This is a genomic window from Halomonas sp. BMC6 (assembly GCF_964204995.1).
Lineage (GTDB): Bacteria > Pseudomonadota > Gammaproteobacteria > Pseudomonadales > Halomonadaceae > Vreelandella.
The window spans coordinates 1,208,883-1,228,075 of the sequence record NZ_CAXNSH010000001.1 but is presented as its reverse complement, the minus strand read 5'-3'; the positions used below and the strand labels follow the sequence as shown (position 1 = coordinate 1,228,075).

21 protein-coding genes are annotated in these 19,193 nt (G+C 61.0%); 13 read left to right on the top strand and 8 right to left on the bottom strand.

Annotation, left to right across the window (positions count from 1 at the left end):
• Positions 1–76: 76 nt before the first annotated feature.
• From map to AB6K10_RS05850, 7 genes are all read left to right on the top strand, one after another.
• Positions 77–868 carry a type I methionyl aminopeptidase gene (map, locus tag AB6K10_RS05880; RefSeq protein ID WP_159341004.1) on the top strand — a complete coding sequence of 264 codons (792 nt, stop codon included), beginning with the start codon at positions 77–79 and terminating at the stop codon, positions 866–868.
• Positions 868–3,543 carry a [protein-PII] uridylyltransferase gene (locus AB6K10_RS05875; protein WP_339118167.1) on the top strand — a complete coding sequence of 892 codons (2,676 nt, stop codon included), beginning with the start codon at positions 868–870 and terminating at the stop codon, positions 3,541–3,543. Before map ends, AB6K10_RS05875 begins: the two co-directional genes overlap by 1 nt.
• 122 nt (positions 3,544–3,665) lie before the next feature.
• On the top strand, positions 3,666–4,862 hold the full coding sequence (gene dapC / locus AB6K10_RS05870) for a succinyldiaminopimelate transaminase (protein ID WP_339118166.1): 1,197 nt from the start codon (positions 3,666–3,668) through the stop codon (positions 4,860–4,862).
• Between the two features lie 33 nt (positions 4,863–4,895).
• Positions 4,896–5,240, top strand: coding sequence for a Spx/MgsR family RNA polymerase-binding regulatory protein (locus AB6K10_RS05865; protein ID WP_339118165.1), 345 nt, complete (start codon positions 4,896–4,898; stop codon positions 5,238–5,240).
• Positions 5,241–5,297: 57 nt separating this feature from the next.
• Positions 5,298–6,323, top strand: coding sequence for a 2,3,4,5-tetrahydropyridine-2,6-dicarboxylate N-succinyltransferase (dapD, locus tag AB6K10_RS05860; protein WP_253019118.1), 1,026 nt, complete (start codon positions 5,298–5,300; stop codon positions 6,321–6,323).
• Entirely contained in the window at positions 6,310–7,482 is a 1,173-nt protein-coding gene (dapE, locus tag AB6K10_RS05855; protein WP_285263803.1) for a succinyl-diaminopimelate desuccinylase, read from the top strand. Before dapD ends, dapE begins: the two co-directional genes overlap by 14 nt.
• A complete protein-coding gene (locus tag AB6K10_RS05850) occupies positions 7,479–7,868 on the top strand; it encodes a hypothetical protein (RefSeq protein WP_339118164.1) in 390 nt (129 codons plus the stop codon). The genes dapE and AB6K10_RS05850 overlap by 4 nt, the downstream gene beginning before the upstream one ends.
• A 61-nt stretch (positions 7,869–7,929) precedes the next feature.
• Here AB6K10_RS05850 and AB6K10_RS05845 read toward each other — a convergent pair whose 3' ends face one another.
• Positions 7,930–8,460: a cold-shock protein gene (locus tag AB6K10_RS05845; protein ID WP_139528307.1), complete on the bottom strand. Its 531-nt coding sequence runs from the start codon at positions 8,458–8,460 to the stop codon at positions 7,930–7,932.
• 110 nt (positions 8,461–8,570) lie between these two features.
• Here AB6K10_RS05845 and AB6K10_RS05840 point away from each other — a divergent pair, with 110 nt between their 5' ends.
• Positions 8,571–8,819, top strand: a complete 249-nt coding sequence (locus AB6K10_RS05840; protein WP_139528306.1) for a SlyX family protein — start codon at positions 8,571–8,573, stop codon at positions 8,817–8,819.
• A 22-nt stretch (positions 8,820–8,841) separates the two neighbouring features.
• Here the strand turns inward: AB6K10_RS05840 and ald are convergent, their stop codons facing one another.
• The 7 genes from ald to radC form a co-directional block, all read right to left on the bottom strand.
• On the bottom strand, positions 8,842–9,960 hold the full coding sequence (gene ald / locus AB6K10_RS05835) for an alanine dehydrogenase (protein WP_339118163.1): 1,119 nt from the start codon (positions 9,958–9,960) through the stop codon (positions 8,842–8,844).
• Between the two features lie 180 nt (positions 9,961–10,140).
• On the bottom strand, positions 10,141–10,578 hold the full coding sequence (locus AB6K10_RS05830; RefSeq protein ID WP_253019121.1) for a thioesterase family protein: 438 nt from the start codon (positions 10,576–10,578) through the stop codon (positions 10,141–10,143).
• A 45-nt stretch (positions 10,579–10,623) separates the two neighbouring features.
• On the bottom strand, positions 10,624–11,862 hold the full coding sequence (locus tag AB6K10_RS05825; RefSeq protein WP_339118162.1) for a class I SAM-dependent rRNA methyltransferase: 1,239 nt from the start codon (positions 11,860–11,862) through the stop codon (positions 10,624–10,626).
• Between the two features lie 31 nt (positions 11,863–11,893).
• Entirely contained in the window at positions 11,894–12,721 is an 828-nt protein-coding gene (gene mutM, locus AB6K10_RS05820) for a bifunctional DNA-formamidopyrimidine glycosylase/DNA-(apurinic or apyrimidinic site) lyase (protein ID WP_253019122.1), read from the bottom strand.
• Positions 12,722–12,859: 138 nt separating this feature from the next.
• Positions 12,860–13,015 (bottom strand): 50S ribosomal protein L33, encoded by a 156-nt coding sequence (rpmG, locus tag AB6K10_RS05815; protein WP_009098622.1) that lies wholly within the window; start codon positions 13,013–13,015, stop codon positions 12,860–12,862.
• A 37-nt stretch (positions 13,016–13,052) separates the two neighbouring features.
• Positions 13,053–13,289 (bottom strand): 50S ribosomal protein L28, encoded by a 237-nt coding sequence (gene rpmB / locus AB6K10_RS05810; protein WP_038481085.1) that lies wholly within the window; start codon positions 13,287–13,289, stop codon positions 13,053–13,055.
• 263 nt (positions 13,290–13,552) lie between these two features.
• Complete coding sequence (radC, locus tag AB6K10_RS05805; protein WP_159340979.1) at positions 13,553–14,227, bottom strand: DNA repair protein RadC; 675 nt, start codon at positions 14,225–14,227, stop codon at positions 13,553–13,555.
• Between the two features lie 150 nt (positions 14,228–14,377).
• Between radC and coaBC the strand changes: the two genes are divergently transcribed.
• The 5 genes from coaBC to slmA all read left to right on the top strand — a co-directional run bounded on the left by coaBC (position 14,378) and on the right by slmA (position 19,168).
• Positions 14,378–15,646: a bifunctional phosphopantothenoylcysteine decarboxylase/phosphopantothenate--cysteine ligase CoaBC gene (gene coaBC, locus AB6K10_RS05800; protein ID WP_339118161.1), complete on the top strand. Its 1,269-nt coding sequence runs from the start codon at positions 14,378–14,380 to the stop codon at positions 15,644–15,646.
• A gap of 2 nt (positions 15,647–15,648) precedes the next feature.
• Positions 15,649–16,110: a dUTP diphosphatase gene (dut, locus tag AB6K10_RS05795; RefSeq protein ID WP_253019124.1), complete on the top strand. Its 462-nt coding sequence runs from the start codon at positions 15,649–15,651 to the stop codon at positions 16,108–16,110.
• A gap of 42 nt (positions 16,111–16,152) precedes the next feature.
• Positions 16,153–17,541, top strand: coding sequence for a phosphomannomutase/phosphoglucomutase (locus AB6K10_RS05790; protein WP_159340973.1), 1,389 nt, complete (start codon positions 16,153–16,155; stop codon positions 17,539–17,541).
• Positions 17,542–17,638: 97 nt separating this feature from the next.
• Positions 17,639–18,538: an acetylglutamate kinase gene (argB, locus tag AB6K10_RS05785; protein ID WP_159340971.1), complete on the top strand. Its 900-nt coding sequence runs from the start codon at positions 17,639–17,641 to the stop codon at positions 18,536–18,538.
• A 21-nt stretch (positions 18,539–18,559) separates the two neighbouring features.
• Complete coding sequence (gene slmA / locus AB6K10_RS05780) at positions 18,560–19,168, top strand: nucleoid occlusion factor SlmA (protein WP_159340969.1); 609 nt, start codon at positions 18,560–18,562, stop codon at positions 19,166–19,168.
• The last annotated feature ends 25 nt before the right edge of the window (positions 19,169–19,193 follow it).

Below are 19,193 nucleotides of genomic sequence, written 5' to 3'. Positions count from 1 at the left end.
CCAAGATGAAGCCGCAGGCGCGTTTCGACGCGCAATTGGCCGCTCATCACTTACCCAGAAGCCACATCGAGAATTCATGAACGTTCCCATCAAGACGCCTTCTGAAATCGAGAAAATGCGCGAAGCCGGTCGCCAGGCGGCCAGCGTTATCGAAATGATCACGCCCCACGTCAAAGCGGGCATCAGCACCGGCGAGATCGACCGCCTGTGCCACGAGTACATCGTTAACGAGCTGGGCTCGACGCCGGCACCGCTGAACTACCACGGCTTTCCCAAAGCAACCTGTACCTCCATCAACCATGTGGTGTGCCACGGCATCCCCGATGACGCCAAAAAGCTCAAAAACGGCGACATCATGAACCTGGACATCACCGTGCGCACGCCCGATGGCTACCACGGTGACTCCAGCGTGATGTTCGTGGTGGGCGACACCATTCAGGGCGAACGCCTGTGCCGCATCACCCAAGAGTGCCTGTATAAAAGCATCGAGCTGGTCAAGCCTGGCGTGCGCCTTTCTGAGCTTGCCCGTGTGATTCAGCAGCACGCCGAAGCCCATGGTTACTCGGTGGTACGTGATTTCTGCGGCCACGGCATTGGTGCCGACTTTCACGAAGACCCGCAGTTCCTGCACTACGACGGCTACGCCCCCGATGCCGACATCCGCCTGGAAGCGGGCATGTGCTTCACCATCGAGCCGATGATCAACGTGGGCGGTTACAAAACCAAGGTACTGCGGGATGGCTGGACCGCCGTCACGAAAGATCGCAGCCTATCGGCCCAGTGGGAGCACACCCTGCTCGTCACCGACACCGGCGTTGACGTGCTGACGGCACGCAGCGACGAAGACTTTAGCTTCCTGAATCGCTGATGCTTCTTCACCACTACCGGTTCGAGCCGGACACGTCGCTTTACGATCTCGATCTGTTTCGCACCGAGCTTGCCGGGTCACGCTCTCCCATCGCCCCCTTCAAAGCGGCTTTACGGGACATTCAGGCACGGCTGGACGAGCAGTTTCGCGCCGGTGCCGATATCCGCGACCTAGTCCGCGGCCGGGCGTGGTATCTCGACCAGCTTCTCGCCATTGCCTGGGCCCAGCACGCTTGGCCCGACGACGGCGTCGCGCTGGTAGCGGTGGGAGGCTACGGGCGTGGTGAACTGCATCCCCACTCGGACATCGACCTCCTCCTACTGCTCGAACACGACGACGACACCCCCTACCGGGAGCCGCTGAGCGCTTTTATCACCTTTCTCTGGGATATCGGCCTGGAGATCGGCCACAGCGTGCGCTCACTCAACGACTGCGAACGGGAAGCTGAAGCAGACGTGACGGTGATCACCAACCTGCTGGAGTCGCGCCTCATCGCCGGACCGGAGAGCCTGCGCGAGAAAATGCGCGAACGCTTGAGCACGCCGAACCTGTGGCCCGCCGACCGCTTTTTCGAGGCCAAGTGGCAGGAGCAGATCGCCCGCCACTACCGCTACAACAACTCCGAGTACCACCTGGAGCCCAACCTCAAAAGCTCCCCCGGCGGCCTACGCGATATCCAGATGATTGGCTGGGTGGCCAAGCGCCATTTTGGCACCGAGCAGTACACCGACATCGTCGCCAACGGCTTCATGAACGACGCCGAGCTGCGCATTCTTAGCCAGGGCCAGGCGTTTCTCTGGCAGGTGCGCTACGCCCTGCACATGCTCACAGGCCGAGCCGAAGATCGGCTGCTGTTCGATCACCAGCGCACCATTGCCGAGATGTTCGGCTTCAAGGACACTCCCGAACGGCTCGCCGTCGAGCAGTTCATGAAGCGTTACTATCGCCATGTAACGGCCCTTGCCGGGCTCAACGACATGCTGCTGCAGCACTTCGACGAAGTGATTCTGCGCGGCAAGGAGTCATTGGAAACCGTCAAGCTCAACGAGCGCTTCGAAACCAAGGGCGGCTATATCCAGGTACGTTCGCGCAACCTGTTCCGCGAGCGCCCCGCGGCCATGCTGGAACTCTTCCTGCTGATGGCCAAGCACCCGGAGATCGAGGGGGTTCGCGCCGACACCATTCGGCTGATTCGTGACCATCGCCATCAAATCGACGATCACTACCGGGAAGACCCGCGCCACCAGCGACTCTTCATGGCCATCATGCGGGCACCGGGGAACGTTCCTCGCCAGCTGCGACGCATGAACCGCTACGGCATTCTCGGCAAGTACCTGCCGGAGTTTGGTCGCGCCGTGGGGCTGATGCAGCACGACCTGTTCCATATCTACACGGTCGATGCCCATACCCTGCGCCTACTGAAATTCCTGCACGGTTTCCGCAAGCCAGAGGCCAAGGGCGACTTCCCCGTGGCAGCGACGCTCATCCACCAGTTACCCAAGCTGGACCTGCTGTGGATTGCGGGCCTGTTCCACGACATCGGCAAAGGCCGTGGCGGCGACCACTCCGAAATCGGCGCGCGGGATGTCGAGCAATTCTGTCATCGCCACCACATTTCCCAGCACGACACCAACCTAGTGAGCTGGCTGGTGGAGCATCATCTGCTGATGTCGATGACTGCCCAGAAGCGTGACATCAGCGACCCCGACGTAATCCGCGACTTCGCACTGATCGTGCGCGACGAGACCCGCCTGGACTACCTCTACGTGCTCACCGTCGCTGACATCAACGCCACCAACCCCACCCTATGGAACGGCTGGCGGGCATCTCTATTGCGCCAGCTCCACGCCGAAACCAAACGCGCCCTGCGCCGTGGGCTGAAAAATCCACCGGATCGAGACGACTGGGTGCGCGAAACTCGCACTGAGGCGCGCTCGCTGCTGCAAACAGTCGGCGTCGATAGTGGCCAAATCGACCAGCTGTGGGAGTCGCTGGGGGAAGATTACTTCCTGCAGTACGCGCCCAGCGAGATCGTCTGGCAGACCCAAGGCATTCTGGCGCACCAGCCCTCGCCGCTGCCGCTGGTGTTGATCAGCGCGCCCACCGCCGACATGGCCGAAGGCGGCACCAAAGTGTTCATTCACACCCGCTCGGTGGATGACCTGTTCGCCGCCACCGCCGCCGCCATGGAGCAGCTCGGGCTTTCGATTCACGATGCGCGCATTGCCACGTCGCACAACGACTGGACGCTCAACACCTTCATCGTGCTGGATAGCCACGGTCAGCCGATTCGTGACCCGGAGCGCATCGAAGAGATGCGCAGCCACTTGGTAGAAGAGCTGGACGACCCGGACGACTACCCCGAGATCGTCACCCGACACACGCCGCGCCAGCTCAAGCACTTCAAAGTGCCAACCGAAGTGGTGATCGAACAGGACCCGGCCAACGAGCGTACCCTGCTGGAACTGACCGCCCCCGACCGCCCCGGCCTGCTGGCTCGGGTAGGGCGCATCTTCATGGAGCAGGATATTGCCCTCTCGGCCGCCAAGATCGCCACGTTGGGCGAGCGGGTAGAGGACGTGTTCTTCATTACCACCAAGGCAGGCGAGCCGCTCACCGACCCCGAACGCCAGCAGCAGCTTCGCGAACGGCTGATAGAAGTGCTAGGCGTCTAAACCATAAAGTCGCCCTGCCCTGGTGGTTAGGTTTGAGCCTGCCCCAGGGCTTGCCTATAATCGGCGGTTCGATAAATGGTTTTGCCTACCGCTCCCGCCCTTACGCTCTCAACGGACGCGCCATGAACCCTGATCTCAACGCCCTACACCCCTATCCGTTTGAAAAGCTGGCCGCCCTCAAAGCGGCGCTCACGCCCCCGGCGGGACTGACGCATATTCCGCTGACGATCGGCGAACCTCAGCACGCCCCCTATCAAGGCGCGCTGGACGCTCTCATTGCCCACCAGCTCGACATGGCCCGCTATCCGGCCACCAACGGCCTGCCCGCGCTACGCGAGACGATCGCCGCCTGGGCGACCCAGCGCTTTGGCCTCGCGGGGCTGGACGCCGAACGCCAGGTACTGCCGGTGAACGGCACTCGCGAAGCGATCTTCGCCTTCGTGCAGGCCGCGCTGGATCGCACGCGCCCCGCCAAGGTGGCCGTGCCCAATCCGTTCTACCAAATTTACGAAGGCGCGACGCTACTGGCAGGCGGCCAGCCGCTCTACCTGGACTGCACCGCCGAAAACGGCTTCCGCCCCGATTTTTCAGCGGTCAGCGCCGACACTTGGCGCGACGTGCAGATCGTGTTTATCTGCTCGCCGGGCAACCCGACCGGGGCCGTCACGCCGCTGGCCGAGTTCAAACAGCTGATTGCCCTGGCCGATGAGCACGACTTCATCATCGCCTCCGACGAGTGCTACTCCGAGCTTTACCTAGACGAGAACACGCCGCCGCCCGGGCTTTTACAGGCCTGCGCCGAGCTTGGCCGCGATGACTACCGCCGCTGCGTGGTCTTCCACTCGCTCTCCAAGCGCTCCAACCTACCGGGCCTACGCTCCGGCTTCGTGGCGGGCGATGCGGGCCTACTCGCCCCTTTCAAGCGCTACCGCACCTATCATGGCTGCGCCATGTCGCTGCCGCTGCAGCACGCGTCCATCGCAGCCTGGCAGGACGAAACCCACGTGCGCGCCAACCGCGACGCCTACCGGGAAAAATTCAGCGCGGTGACGGAAGTACTCGCCCCGGTGATGGACTTCCCCACCCCCGAAGCGAGCTTCTACCTCTGGCCTGCGGTACCGGGCGGCGACGATATCGCCTTTACCCAGCGGCTATTCAGCGAACAACACGTGAGCGTGCTTCCCGGCAGTTTAATGGGCCGCCCAGGCCACAACGGCCATAATCCTGGCGCGGGTCGGCTACGCTTAGCCTTAGTGGCGGAGCTTGAGCCGACCTTGGAAGCGGCCACGCGCCTTCGCCAACTTATCGAGCGCGGCTAGTCCGCGCCGCCTAAGACGACGACAGGAGGCTCTATGCTGACGCTCTACATCATTCATAACTGCGACACCTGCCGCAAAGCGCGCAAAGCGCTGGACGACAAAGCGCTGATGTATAAAACCCACGACCTGCGTAAAGATGGCTTGTCGGCGGCGCTACTCGAACACATCCTGAACCGTGTTCCGCTGGTCGAGGTAATCAACAAGCGCAGCAAAATCTGGCGGGATCTTTCTGACGAAGAGAAGGATTACGATGCCAACTCGGCGCGTCAGCTGCTGCTCCAGCACCCGACGCTGCTCAAGCGGCCGCTGCTGGAACTCGACGACGGCACCATCCTGATCGGCTACCGTGACGGCGACTATGACACGCTAAGCGGCTAACCTGGACTCGACTTCTCTCACTCACTTTCTCTCACTAACCTCTAAGGAATACGCGTTATGCTGAGCTTCGCGCTTGGAATCGGCACCCAAAACACCCAGGGCGACTGGCTGGAAATCTACTACCCGGCCCCGCTGCTCAATCCGGACGCGAGTCTGGTCGCCGCCGCCCAAGAAGCGCTGGATGCACCGGCAGGCAATGCCCCGGTGAGCTTCCTGCCGGAAGACTGCACCCGCCTGGCCAAAGCGCTGGAAGCGGCAGGCCACTCCGAGCAGGCCGCCCTGGCCGAGTCGCTGGCCACTAGCCAGCGCCCGCTGGTGGCGATGTTCCTGGAGAGCGACCAGCCGCCGCAAACCGCCCCGGAGGTGTACCTGAAGCTGCACCTGCTGTCGCATCGCTTAGTGAAGCCTCACGGCCTGGACCTGACCGGCATGTTCGGCCTGCTGCGTAACATCGCCTGGACCAACGAAGGCGCCATCGACATCGAAGAGCTGCCCGCCCGCCGTCTCAAGGCACGCCTGGCTGGCCGTACGCTGTCCGTCGACTGCGTGGACAAATTCCCCAAAATGACCGACTACGTTGTGCCCACCGGCATCCGCATCGGCGACACCGCCCGCGTACGTCTGGGCGCTTACCTGGGCGAAGGCACCACGGTCATGCATGAAGGGTTCGTCAACTTCAACGCGGGCACCGAAGGCCCCGGCATGATCGAAGGACGCATTTCCGCAGGTGTGATGGTCGGCAAAGGTTCTGACCTGGGCGGCGGTTGCTCGACCATGGGCACGCTATCGGGCGGCGGCAACATCATCATCAAGGTGGGCGAAGGCTGCCTAATTGGTGCCAATGCCGGCATCGGCATTCCGCTGGGTGACCGTTGCACCGTCGAAGCTGGCCTCTACATCACCGCAGGCTCCAAAGTGACGCTATTGGATGACCAGGGCCAGGAAGTCAATACCGTTGCCGCCCGCGAGCTGGCAGGCCAAGACGACCTGCTGCTGCGCCGCAACTCACAGAGTGGCCGCATCGAGTGCCTGACCAATAAAAGCGCCATTGCGCTGAACGAGGCGCTGCATGCCCATAACTGAGCCTGACTCACTGTCGCCGACGCTGACGCTGGCGTTCGAGCTGCTTAGCCGGGCATCGGTGACCCCCGACGATGAAGGCTGCCAGAACCTGATGATCGAGCGCTTAACGGCGCTCGGTTTCCATATCGAGCAGCTCCCCTTTGGCGACGTGAAGAACTTTTGGGCCGTACGCGGTCATCACGGCCCGGTGATTGCCTTTGCCGGACACACCGACGTGGTGCCCAGCGGGCCACACACCAACTGGGAATTTCCGCCTTTCGAGCCCTGTATCGACGACCAAGGCATGCTGTGCGGGCGCGGCGCGGCGGACATGAAAGGCAGCCTGGCAGCGATGCTGACGGCGGTGGAGCGCTTTGTCGCCCGCTACCCCGACCACGAGGGGCGGATCGCGTTTTTGATTACCTCCGATGAAGAGGGGCCCGCCATCGACGGCACCCGCGCGGTGGTCGAACACCTTCGCGAGCGCAATGAACGCTTGGACTACTGCATCGTGGGCGAGCCCTCGTCTACCGCTCGCCTGGGCGACGTGATCAAAAACGGGCGCCGTGGCTCTTTGGGCGGCGTGCTGCATGTGAAAGGCGTGCAGGGCCATGTGGCCTACCCCCACCTAGCGCGCAACCCGATTCACCAAGCGATGCCCGCCCTGGATGCGCTCGTCAACGAGCATTGGGATGCAGGCAATGACTTCTTCCCTGCGACCAGTTTTCAGATCTCGAACATGCGTGCCGGTACCGGAGCCACCAACGTGATTCCTGGCGAGGTAGAGGTGGTGTTCAACTTCCGCTATTCCACCGAAGTCACCCATGACGAGCTGCGCTCACGCACCGAGGCGATTCTGGATCAGCACGGCCTCGAGTACCACATTGATTGGACCCTGAACGGCGAACCATTCCTGACCGCAGAAGGCGAGCTGGTGGATGCGGCGATTCGTGGCGTGGAAGCCGTGACCGGTGAGCGTCCGCAGCTCTCCACCAGCGGCGGCACCTCCGATGGCCGTTTCATTGCCACCCTAGGCGCCCAGGTGGTCGAACTCGGACCGCTCAATGACACCATCCACAAGGTGAACGAGCGCGTGCGGGCCAGCGATTTGGATGGGCTGAGCCGCATCTACGAAGCAACCCTGCAAGCGCTGCTGACCACCGATGAGGTAAGCGTATGATGGAGCGGTTTCCGGATATCGAAGTGTATCTGGCGCGGGTCACGCTGGATGACGTCAATGCTTGGCTGGCCGAGGTTCTGAGCGCACCACCCCTCAGCCCGGCAGGCAAGGGGAAATGGAAAACCCGCGGCCAACATCAGGGCGATAGCGTGCCGGTGCTGCTGGTGGACAACGCTGCCGATGGTTTTGCCAGTCTCTGGTTCGACAGCAACCAGACGCCGTGGCATACCGATCAGGAGTGCGCTCAGCATGCCGCTGAGGCGCTGCAGGTGGAAGTTCGCTGCTCGCTAGGCGGCTGGCATCCCGGCGATGACCCTGACCGTTTTTGGCAAGTTCTACCCAGCGGCCAAGAGCGTGCCATCGAATGGCCCGATTCGGGCCGCTAAATGCAAAAACCCCCGCCAATGCGGGGGTTTTCTCTACCAGCAAGGGACGCTGTTAGAACGCTTACTCGATAATACTCACATCATCGGCCTGCAGGCCACGATCGTTTTTGATCACGTGATAGCGAACGATTTGGCCTTCGGCCAGCATCCGTGGGCCGCGGCCACGGATGGCACGAAAGTGAACGAATACGTCCTCTCCGTTATCGCGGGTAATGAAGCCGTAACCTTTATTGGTATTGAACCACTTGACCTCTCCCTCTTCACGGCCATCGTTGGGATCGATGATGTCTTCTTCATCATCGTCCGCTACCGGCGACGTCGCTTGAGGCTGACGCGGTGCTGGTTTCACTCGGGCAACGTCCGCTTTGACCACCATGGGCGGCGCCAGGGCAGCGGCGGCTAACGTGCCAATGAACAACATGACAAAGCAGCCAAGGGCGACGGCGGCATACACACTAAACGCCGCGCCAGCTAGCCACTGTTCAGCCATCGGTGCATTGGTTAAATGAACGATCCCCGCCAACAAAAGCGGCGTGGGGGCGGCCAGTAAGATACTGATAAAGAAACAGCGAAAAACAACTTTTGGGTTCATAGATGATGAAAGCTCTCTTGTTGTATGGGTAACAGACGAAGGACAATACTCGAACTACCAGGCCCATTCCTAACAGTACCGAGCATACTACACAAGGTGACGATGTTATCATGACAAACGATTTATCGCCTGCCGAGCTCACTCAACGTCTTGAATCGTTGGAGAGTCGGCTGGCTTATCAAGAGCATTGGCTGGATACGCTCGACCAAGCGGTCGCCCAGCAAGAACGACGCTTGGAAAAACTCGAGCAACTCAGCGCCTTGATGCGCGAACGGCTACGTGAACAGCATCAGGCGCTCCAAGCAGGCGATAGCCAAGGCAGCTTTCGCCCTGAAGATGACGTTCCGCCCCACTATTGAGCATTAGACACGCTTAAGCCCTTTATCGCCCCACCACACTGCTGGGGTCGACGCTCGCCAAGCCAAAGGCCTCGGCGACCGCACGGTAAGTGATCTGGCCATTATGAACGTTCAGACCGGGCAAGAAGTGCGCATCGTCGGCGAGCGCCTTTTGCCAGCCTTTGTCGGCGAGTGCCAGCACGAACGGCAGCGTGGCGTTGGTCAGCCCTAGCGTAGACGTACGTGCCACGGCACCGGGCATGTTGGCCACACAGTAGTGCACGATGCCATCCACGAGATAGGTGGGCTCGGCGTGGGTGGTGGGCTTGCTGGTTTCAAAGCAGCCGCCCTGATCGATCGCCACGTCTACCAGTACGCTCCCCGGCTTCATGTCTGCCAGCATGGCACGCGTGATCAGCTTGGGGGCTGCAGCCCCCGGAATGAGCACGGCCCCCACGATCATGTCCGACTCTCGTACCGCGTGATCCAGCGCGTCGGCCGTGGAGTAAACGGTTTTGATGCGCCCCTGATAGCGATCATCCAGCACTTCCAGCCGGGCAATGGATTTATCCAGAATCGTGACGTCCGCGCCCAGTCCCAGCGCCATGCGAGCAGCGTTCTCGCCCACCACGCCACCGCCGATCACTGTCACTTTGCCTGGCGACACACCGGGGACACCCGGCAGCAGTACGCCAGAACCGCCCTGCGCTTTCTCCAGGCTATGCGCCCCCGCCTGTACGGCCATTCGGCCAGCGACGGTGCTCATGGGGGCAAGCAGTGGCAGGCCGCCTTTGGCATCGGTAATGGTTTCGTAGGCAATACAAGTGGCACCGCTTTCCATTAGCCCTTGGGTGAGGGACTTTTCAGCGGCCAAGTGCAAGTAGGTAAACAGCGTATGCTCCGGGGTGAGACGCGCGACCTCCTCTGGCTGCGGCTCTTTGACTTTCAAGATCAGCTCGGCGTGTTGCCACAGCGCCTCCACGCTTTTTTCGATGGTGGCGCCCGCGCTTTGATAAGCGCTATCGGGAAAGCCTGCGCCGTCGCCCGCGCCACTCTCCACGTAGACATGGTGGCCACGCCCGGTTAGCTCGCGCACCCCTGTCGGCGTAAGGGCGACACGGTACTCGTGATTTTTGATCTCTTTGGGAACGGCAATTTTCATGGCTGAATTCTCCACAGTTCGGATGAACGACACGTCGCTCACTGCATTACAGCACAGCCGGTGAGAACCACCACCCCTATGAATCAAAACGAAAAAAAACGCCGGCTAAGGCGTTTTTTAACAGAAATATCTAGTGCGTGAGCGCGGCACACGAAAAAATCGACGCTCCTCAGCTCCGCCTCATCGCTCCTCGATCACCGCACTGCCATAGATACGCTGATACTCGTCAGGCAAACGCTTCGGGCGGCCGCTGGAGAGGGCCACGCACGCAAATCGGGTGCGGGCGTTGAGCAGCGTTTTGCCATCCTCCACACGCTTCAACTGAAAGCGACGGGTTAGGCTAAACCGGCCGTCGCAGGCGACGATCCAAGTCGCAAGCTGCAGCGCATCGCCGGAAAAGGCGGGTGCGAGGTAGTCCAGCTCATGGCGGTGTACCACCATTGCCCTGTCCAGCGTTCGGTAGCGCTCAAGAGAGAGCCCCAGTGCCTCGGAGTGCGCCCAGCTAATTTGCTCAACCCAGCGCAAGTACTCGCTGTTATTGACGTGCTGATAGGCATCGATCGCCTCGGGCAGCACCTTCAGGTCGATCACAAACGGGTCTGGCAATGCCCACTCCATGTGGCTCTCTCCTTGTTCTACCTCATATTGACGGTTAGCGGGGGGTCAATCGCGGAATACGCGAACGCCCAGCGCCTTCAAATAGGCCGTTTCCGGAATGGCCGGATGTACCGGATGATCCGGCCCTTGGTGGCCCTGGAAGATGACCTGGCCGTGACGATCCTGGTGGCGCACCGCGCCACGGACTACGTCGACCAAGCGCTCGGACGCCAAGTGCATGGAACACGACGCCGACAGCAGCAGGCCGTCGCGGCCTAGCAGACGCATCGCCTCACGATTGAGACGCGAGTAGGCGCGCTCACCGTGGGGAATGTCCTTGCGCTTTTTGATGAACGCAGGCGGATCGAGAATCACCACGTCGAACTGCTCGCCATCGGCCTTCAATGCCGCCAGGGCTTCAAAGGCGTCGCCTTCACCAATCGCCACCTGCTCTTGAACACCGTTGAGTTCGGCGTTGCGCGCCACCTGCTCCAACGCCGCACCGGATGCGTCCACGCAGAGCACTTCTGAGGCACCGCTGGCCGCTGCCTGAACGCCCCAGCCACCCACGTAGCTGAAGACATCCAGCACGCGCTTACCCGCCACTTGGCTGTTGAGCCAAGCGCGGTTGACGCGGTGATCGTAGAACCAGCCGGTTTTCTGGCCGTTCAGCACCGGTACGGCAAAGGTGACGCCATTTTCGACCAGCAGCACTTCATCGGGCAGCGTGCCTTTGACCACTTCCACGTGGGCTTCCAGACCCTCCTGACGGCGGCCACCGGTGTCGTTACGGAAGACGATGGCGCTCGGCTTGACGACTTTCTCCAGCGCATCGACGATCTCCTCTGCCAGTGCCTGCATACCGGCGGTGTTGAGCTGCACCACCAGCACATCGCCAAACCGGTCGATCACCAAGCCCGGCAGCAGATCGCCTTCACCGTGAATCAGACGATAGAACGGCTGATCGAACACGCGCTGACGCAGCGCGAGCGCTTGATTGAAACGATGCACGAACAGCGAGCGGTCCAGGCGCATTTCAGGATCGCGGGACATGACGCGCCCACAGATCAACGAGTGGGGATTCACGTAAGCCACGCCCAGCGTTTTTCCGTTGGACGCCTCCACGAGCGCAGGCTCACCCGCCGCAAAGTTTTTCAGCGGCGTCTCTTTGATATCGACTTCGTTGGAGTAGATCCACAGATGGCCAGCCTTCAAGCGGCGATCGGCATTCTTGTTCAGGCGCAGGCGTTGAGTCACAACAATCTCCAAAAGAGCAGGCGAGCAACGTCGACGCGCTGCCCGCATAAGCAAAACAGGTCGCCGCCCAAGGCGGCGATTAGCGCTGGCAGCCGGGGCAAAACACGCTGGCCCGCTGGCCCAGAGTGATTCGCCTCAGCTCGCTGCCACAGCGCAGGCAGGGCTGCCCGTGGCGACCGTAAACGTTCAGCCGCTGGGCGAAATAACCGGGCTCTCCTTGGCCGCTGACGAAATCGCGCAGCGTGGTGCCGCCCTGGGTAATGGCTGCCGCCAAGACCTCTTTGACGGCGGCCGCCAGCGCATCGTAGCGCGCCCGGGAGATACGCCCCGCCGCACGGCGCGGGTCGATACCAGCCATGAACAGCGCTTCGGCGGCATAGATATTGCCCGCACCCACGACCACTCGGTTATCCATCAAAAAGGGTTTGACTGCCACGCGCTTGTCACGGGACAGGCGGTAGAGCCACTGGCCATCGAAGGCCTCGCTCAGCGGCTCGGGGCCAAGATGCGCAAGGCGGGTATCGCGACTGCCGTCGCCCTGCTGCCAGTCGACGAAACCAAACCGCCGCGGGTCATGGTAGCGCAGCACATAGCCGCTGGCCGTCACAAGATCCACATGATCGTGTTTTTTAGGTACGTCGCCCAGGCGCGCAATACGCAGGCTTCCCGACATGCCCAAGTGCCACAGCAGCGTGGCATGGCCATCGGGCATGGCTAGCGGCATCTGCAAATACTTGGCGCGGCGCGCCAGCTCGCCGACGCGCGCGCCGATCAGGCGATCGGCCAGATCGTCAGGCACCGGCACGCGCAAGCGCGGCTGGCGCACTCGCACTTCGGTAATCTCTTGCCCTTCGAGATAGGGGGCAATGCCACGTCGTGTGGTTTCTACTTCAGGCAGTTCGGGCATGATGAAAGCCTATGATGACAGCGCCGTGACAGCCAGGACCAGCCAGGGCACTAACGACAGACATGCAAAAACCCGGCTTTGGGCCGGGTTTTTCAACAGGCGCTCGCCTGCGGTGAAAGCCGATCATCGTAACCGCGATTACTTGATCTTGGCTTCCTTGTAGATGACGTGCTTACGGACCACCGGGTCGTATTTCTTGAATTCGAACTTATCCGGGGTGTTCCGCTTGTTCTTATCAGTGGTGTAGAAGTGGCCAGTACCGGCACTAGACACCAGCTTGATCTTATCGCGCATGGTTTAACTCTCCCAAAAGTGCTTAGCAGAAGCTAGCTTAGATAGCGTCGCCGCGTTTGCGGATGTCGGCCAGAACCGTCTCGATACCTTTCTTGTCGATGATGCGCATGCCTTTGGAGGAAACGCGCAGCTTGACGAAGCGGTTTTCGGATTCAACCCAAAAACGATGGGTGTGCAGGTTCGGCAAGAAACGACGACGTGTCTTACGCTGGGAGTGAGAAACGTTATTACCAGTTACCGGACGCTTGCCGGTAACCTGACATACTTTGGACATGAGAGCCTCCAACCGCTTGGCGAGTTGTTCAAAACTGTCGGGCAAACCGGAGCAGGGAGGGAGTCGACGCAGTTAACCGCCTAGCTGTACCCAAATCCGTTATTCAACCCAAGTTCAAAGGTGGCACTTTATACCAGAGCACCTAGCTACCAGCAAGCGAAACCGCCCAAAAAGGCCAAAAAAGCGCGTTTTTGGACAATTTACTTAGAAAAGAGGCATTGGCCTTACGACCCGCCGCACGTTTTCTCCTGCTGATATGACGGCTATAGCCAGCCACGCTCGGCAAACGACACCACGTCTCCGTCTCCCACCACAAAATGATCGAGAACCCGCACGTCAAAGAGTGCAAGGGCATCTTTCAAGCGTTCGGTGATACGTCGATCGGCATCGCTGGGCTCAGCCACACCCGAGGGGTGATTGTGGGCCAGGATGACAGCGCCAGCGTGTAGTTCCAGCGCACGCTTGGCAACTTCGCGGGGATAAACGGATGCGCTGTCTAGGGTACCGCGAAACAGGGATTCATAGCGAATAATTCGGTGCTGCGTATCCAAAAAAAGTACCGCGAACTCTTCATGCCCCAAATGACGCAGCTGAGAGCTCAGGTAGTGACGCACTAAGGCAGGTGAGGTTAACGCATTGCCACGCGCCAGTTGACTGGCTAAATGCCGCCTTGAAAGCTCAAGTGTGGCCTGTAGTTGCGCAAATTTAGCGCTCCCCAGCCCACGAGCGGCACAGAACTGGGTTTGGTCGGCTTCCAGCAACTGCCTTAATCCCCCGAAACTGGTCAGCAGGTCCCGCGCCAAATCCACCGCAGAGCGCCCCTGCACCCCTACGCGAAGAAAAATAGCCAGAAGCTCCGCATCCGAGAGCGCCTGAGCGCCCATATTGAGCAGTTTTTCCCGTGGCCGCTCGCCCTCAGGCCAGTGATTAATTCCCATTCGACGCCTCCCTGCCTCTACACTTGATGAGCGATGCCTACCGCACGCCTCACTTTACCTAGCTTTATTAGCACTCGCCTGAGCATGCCAAAATAATCGGTCAAATGGTATGGTAAGCCCCTTGTTGATCGTCACACTGGACTGCCCACCATGGCCTCACTTTCGCACTCCCCTTTGTCGTCACTTGCGGGTAAGCGCCTGCTGCTCGGCGTTAGCGCGGGCATCGCGGCGTACAAAAGCGCGCTGATCGTACGGCTGCTCAAGCAGGCGGGCTGCGAAGTGCGCGTGGTCATGACCGAGGGGGCCCAAGCCTTCATCACGCCCCTCACGCTTCAGGCGCTCTCGGGCGAGCCCGTGCGGACCTCGCTCCTCAATCCTGACGCGGAAGCCGGCATGGGACATATCGAGCTCGCCCGCTGGGCGGATGCCATCGTCATCGCCCCCGCCACGGCCGACCTGATCGCGCGGCTGGTGCACGGCATGGCGGATGATCTACTCACTACGCTCTGCTTGGCCTCCGAGGCGCCACGACTCATCGCGCCAGCGATGAATCAAGCCATGTGGCGCCACCCCGCCACTCAGCGCAATGTCGCCCAGCTGGCCAGCGACGGCTGGCAGCTCATTGGCCCCGCCGCAGGCGACCAAGCCTGCGGTGACGTCGGTCCAGGGCGAATGAGCGAGCCTGAGGAGATCATTGAAGCGCTTCGCCGCCATTTTGCTCCACCGTCCATTGCCTCCCAAGATGCTCCGCACGTGGTGATTACTGCTGGTCCTACCCGGGAAGCATTAGACCCCGTCCGCTACCTGTCGAATCACAGCTCAGGCAAGATGGGCTATGCCCTGGCAGCCGAAGCCGCCGCGCAAGGGGCACGGGTAACGCTGGTTAGCGGCCCGGTCAATCTGCCCACCCCTCAGGGGGTCGAGCGGATCAGCGTCGATACGGCCCTGCAGATGCACGAGGCAGCGCTGCGTCTCGCCCCAACGGCAGCACTGTTCATTGGTTGCGCAGCGGTGGCCGATTACCGCGCCGCCCATGCGGCCGAGCACAAGCTGAAAAAAACCGACGACCAGGACACCCTGACGCTCACGCTGGTGAAAAACCCCGACATCATTGCCGACGTGGCGGCACTGCCAGACGGCCAGCGCCCCTTCGTCGTGGGCTTTGCCGCCGAGACCCAGGACGTGGAGCGCTACGCCCAGGACAAGCTCACCCGCAAAGGGCTCGACATGATCGTCGCCAACGACGTTTCCCAGCAGGGCCTGGGCTTTGGCAGCGACGACAACGCCGCGCTCCTGCTATGGCGAACGCCCCATGGAAGCGAGCAATGGGCGGCGGCGCCGCAACCCAAAACCCAGTTGGCCGCGCTGATCGTTCAACGCGCTTTCACACAACTCTCCTTGACCACCTCTGGAGCCTGACCATGAGTAGCCCCCGCCCGCGCCTACAGTGCCACGTGTTGGACGAGCGTCTGCATGACTATCTGCCCACCTACGCCACGGCAGGCTCTGCAGGCATGGACTTACGGGCGTTGCTGGATGAGCCGCTGACGCTCGCCCCTGGCGAGTGTCAGCTCGTGCGCACCGGGCTGGCCATCTATATCGAAGATCCAGGCTTAGCGGGCATGATTTTGCCGCGCTCTGGCCTTGGCCATAAACACGGCATCGTACTGGGCAATCTGGTAGGTTTGATCGACTCCGACTACCAGGGCGAGCTGATGATCTCGGTCTGGAACCGCGGTCAGGCCAGCTTCACGATCACCCCCTTCGAACGGCTCGCCCAATACGTTCTGGTGCCCGTGGTGCAAGCCGATCTCGACCTCGTCGATCGCTTCACCGACTCGTCCCGCGGCAGCGGCGGTTTTGGCAGCACCGGGCGTCAATAACGCGCCGACTCACTCCCCTATCAGCGTTTTCAAGGATCGATGATGACCGTACCCGCTTCGATATTTCGCGCCTACGACATTCGCGGCGTAGTAGATGACACACTTGACGACGCCACCACCGAGCTGATTGGCCGCGCCGTCGGCTCCGAAGCGGCCGCTCGTGGCGAACAGACGGTGATCGTGGCCCGGGATGGCCGCACGTCTGGGCCGCGCCTGCAGGCGGCGCTCATTCGCGGCCTACAGGCCGCAGGGCGGGACGTGATCGACATCGGCATGGTGCCCACACCGGTCCTCTACTTTGCCACGCATACGCTGGCAGAGAGCCGCTCAGGCGTTATGCTCACCGGTAGCCACAACCCGCCGGACTACAATGGCTTTAAAATCGTCCTGGCGGGCGACACCTTATCGGGCGACGCGATTACTGCGCTCTTTGAGCGCATTCAGGCAGGTAATTTCACTCACGGCGACGGTAGCGTTCGCCACCACGATTTGCGCGCCACCTACCTGGAGCGCATCTTGAGCGATGTGACGCTAGCACGCCCGCTCAGCGCCGTGGTGGATTGCGGCAACGGTGTGGCGGGCGAATTAGGCCCCCAGCTCGTCGAACGTTTGGGCGTCGCCACCACGCCGCTGTTCGCCGAGATCGATGGGCGCTTCCCCAACCATCACCCCGACCCCGGTAAGCCTGAAAATCTGCAGGACCTGATTCGCCACGTTCAACAGACCGGTGCCGACATCGGCCTGGCCTTCGATGGCGACGGTGACCGTCTAGGCGTCGTCACGCCCCGAGGGCGCATGATTTATCCCGACCACCTGATGATGCTGTTTGCCACCGATATGCTGTCGCGCAACCCAGGCGCCAAAGTCGTCTTCGATATCAAGTGCACCGGCAACCTAGCGAAGGTGATTAGCGAGGCAGGCGGCGACCCCGAGATGTGGCGCACCGGCCACTCGCTCATCAAAGCGCGGATGAAAGAGACCGGCGCGCTGCTGGGCGGTGAAATGAGCGGTCATCTCTTTTTCAAGGAGCGCTGGTACGGTTTCGATGACGGCCTCTACTCGGCCGCTCGACTGCTGGAGATCCTTGCCCAGTTCCAAGGCGATGCGGACGCTTTTTTCGACCAGTTCCCCCAGGATGTCAGCACGCCAGAGATCAATATCAGCGTTGCCGATGAAGAAAAATTTGCCATTATCGAGACGCTTGCCAGAGAGGGCGACTTCGGCGAAGGTATCAAAACCACGCTGGATGGCATTCGCGTTGATTACCCAGACGGCTGGGGATTATGCCGCGCCTCAAACACGACGCCTGCACTGGTTCTGCGTTTCGAGGGAAAGGACAGCGAAGCACTTGCTCGCATCCGTGAACGCTTTGCAAACGCGCTGCACGGTGTCGCACCTACACTGACCATACCGGCCACCACAACGGCATGATCGCGCCTTTAGAACGCGCGACGTGTTAAACAGGCTGTGATTGCCAGCCGCGCACAGCGACGCAACCGACATTAAAAAAGAGCCAAGGGACATCGTCATGAGTTCAGCTAGCCGCGACCCTCAGGTCGTTGTGGAGGTGCTGTCAGAAGCACTTCCCTATATTCAGCAATTTTCCGGTAAAACCGTCGTCGTCAAATACGGTGGCAATGCCATGACCGAAGACACGCTGATCGACTCGTTTGCTCGTAACATCGTGCTGATGAAAGAGGTTGGCATCAACCCGGTAGTGGTGCACGGCGGCGGTCCGCAAATTGGCAGCCTGCTGGAGAAGCTCAATATCGAATCCCGCTTCGTCAACGGCATGCGGGTCACCGACTCCCAAACCATGGACGTGGTCGAGATGGTACTGGGCGGCTTGGTCAACAAGAGCATCGTCAACCTGATCAACCAAAGCGGCGGCAAAGCGATTGGTTTGACCGGCAAAGATGGCGCTCAAATTCGCGCTCGCCAGCTCAAGGTAGAGCACCAAAGCCCGGAGATGACCGCGCCGGAGATCATCGATATTGGCCACGTGGGCGAAGTGGAGTCGATCTCCACCGACCTCATCGAGATGCTGGCCGCTCGCGACTTCATCCCGGTCATCGCGCCTATCGGGGTCGATGACGAAGGGAACAGCTACAACATCAACGCCGACCTGGTGGCAGGCAAACTGGCCGAAGCGCTGAACGCCGAAAAGCTGATGCTGCTCACCAATGTGGCAGGCTTGATGAACAGCGAAGGCAAGGTCCTGACCGGGCTCACGACCGCTCAGGTGGACGGTCTGATTGCCGACGGCACCATCTACGGCGGGATGCTCCCCAAGATCCGCTGCGCGCTGGACGCGGTGAAAGGCGGCGTGAACAGCGCCCACATTATTGATGGGCGTGTGCCCCACGCCGTACTGCTGGAAATTTTCACCAACGCCGGGGTAGGCACCCTGATCACTGACGCAGGCTAATCGCGACGGAGGGCAAGAGTCATGAGTGACGATCGCAAACCTCGCCGCCGCGAGCAGATACTGCAGGCGCTGGCCATCATGCTGGAAGAGGATAGCGGTAAACGCATCACCACGGCTGCCCTGGCGCGCCAAGTGGGCGTTTCCGAAGCGGCGCTGTATCGCCATTTTCCCAGCAAGGCGCGCATGTTCGAGGGCTTGATCGACTTTATCGAAGAGAGCATTTTCGCCCGAATCACCCGCATTCTCGATGATATTCCCGACGCAACCACCCGCTGCGGAACGATTCTCTCGCTCCTGCTTGGGTTTGCCGAGAAGAACCCTGGGCTTGCCAGGGTACTGGGAGGCGATGTGCTCACCGGAGAGACCGCTCGACTGCGCCAGCGGGTACACCAGCTCTTCGAGCGCCTAGAGACCCAGCTCAAGCAGGTGCTCCGTGAAGCCGAGCTGCGCGAAGGGCTGCGCACCAGCATTTCCGCCTCGGCCGCCGCCAATTTATTGATCGCTCAGGCCGAGGGGCGTATTTCGCAATACGTACGCAGCGACTTCAAGCGGCTACCTACCGAGTATTGGGACGACCAGTGGACGCTGATCTCGGGCCAGCTGTTACGGGCCACGGCCCAACCTGCATGACGTGACAGACGAACGAGGCAAACGA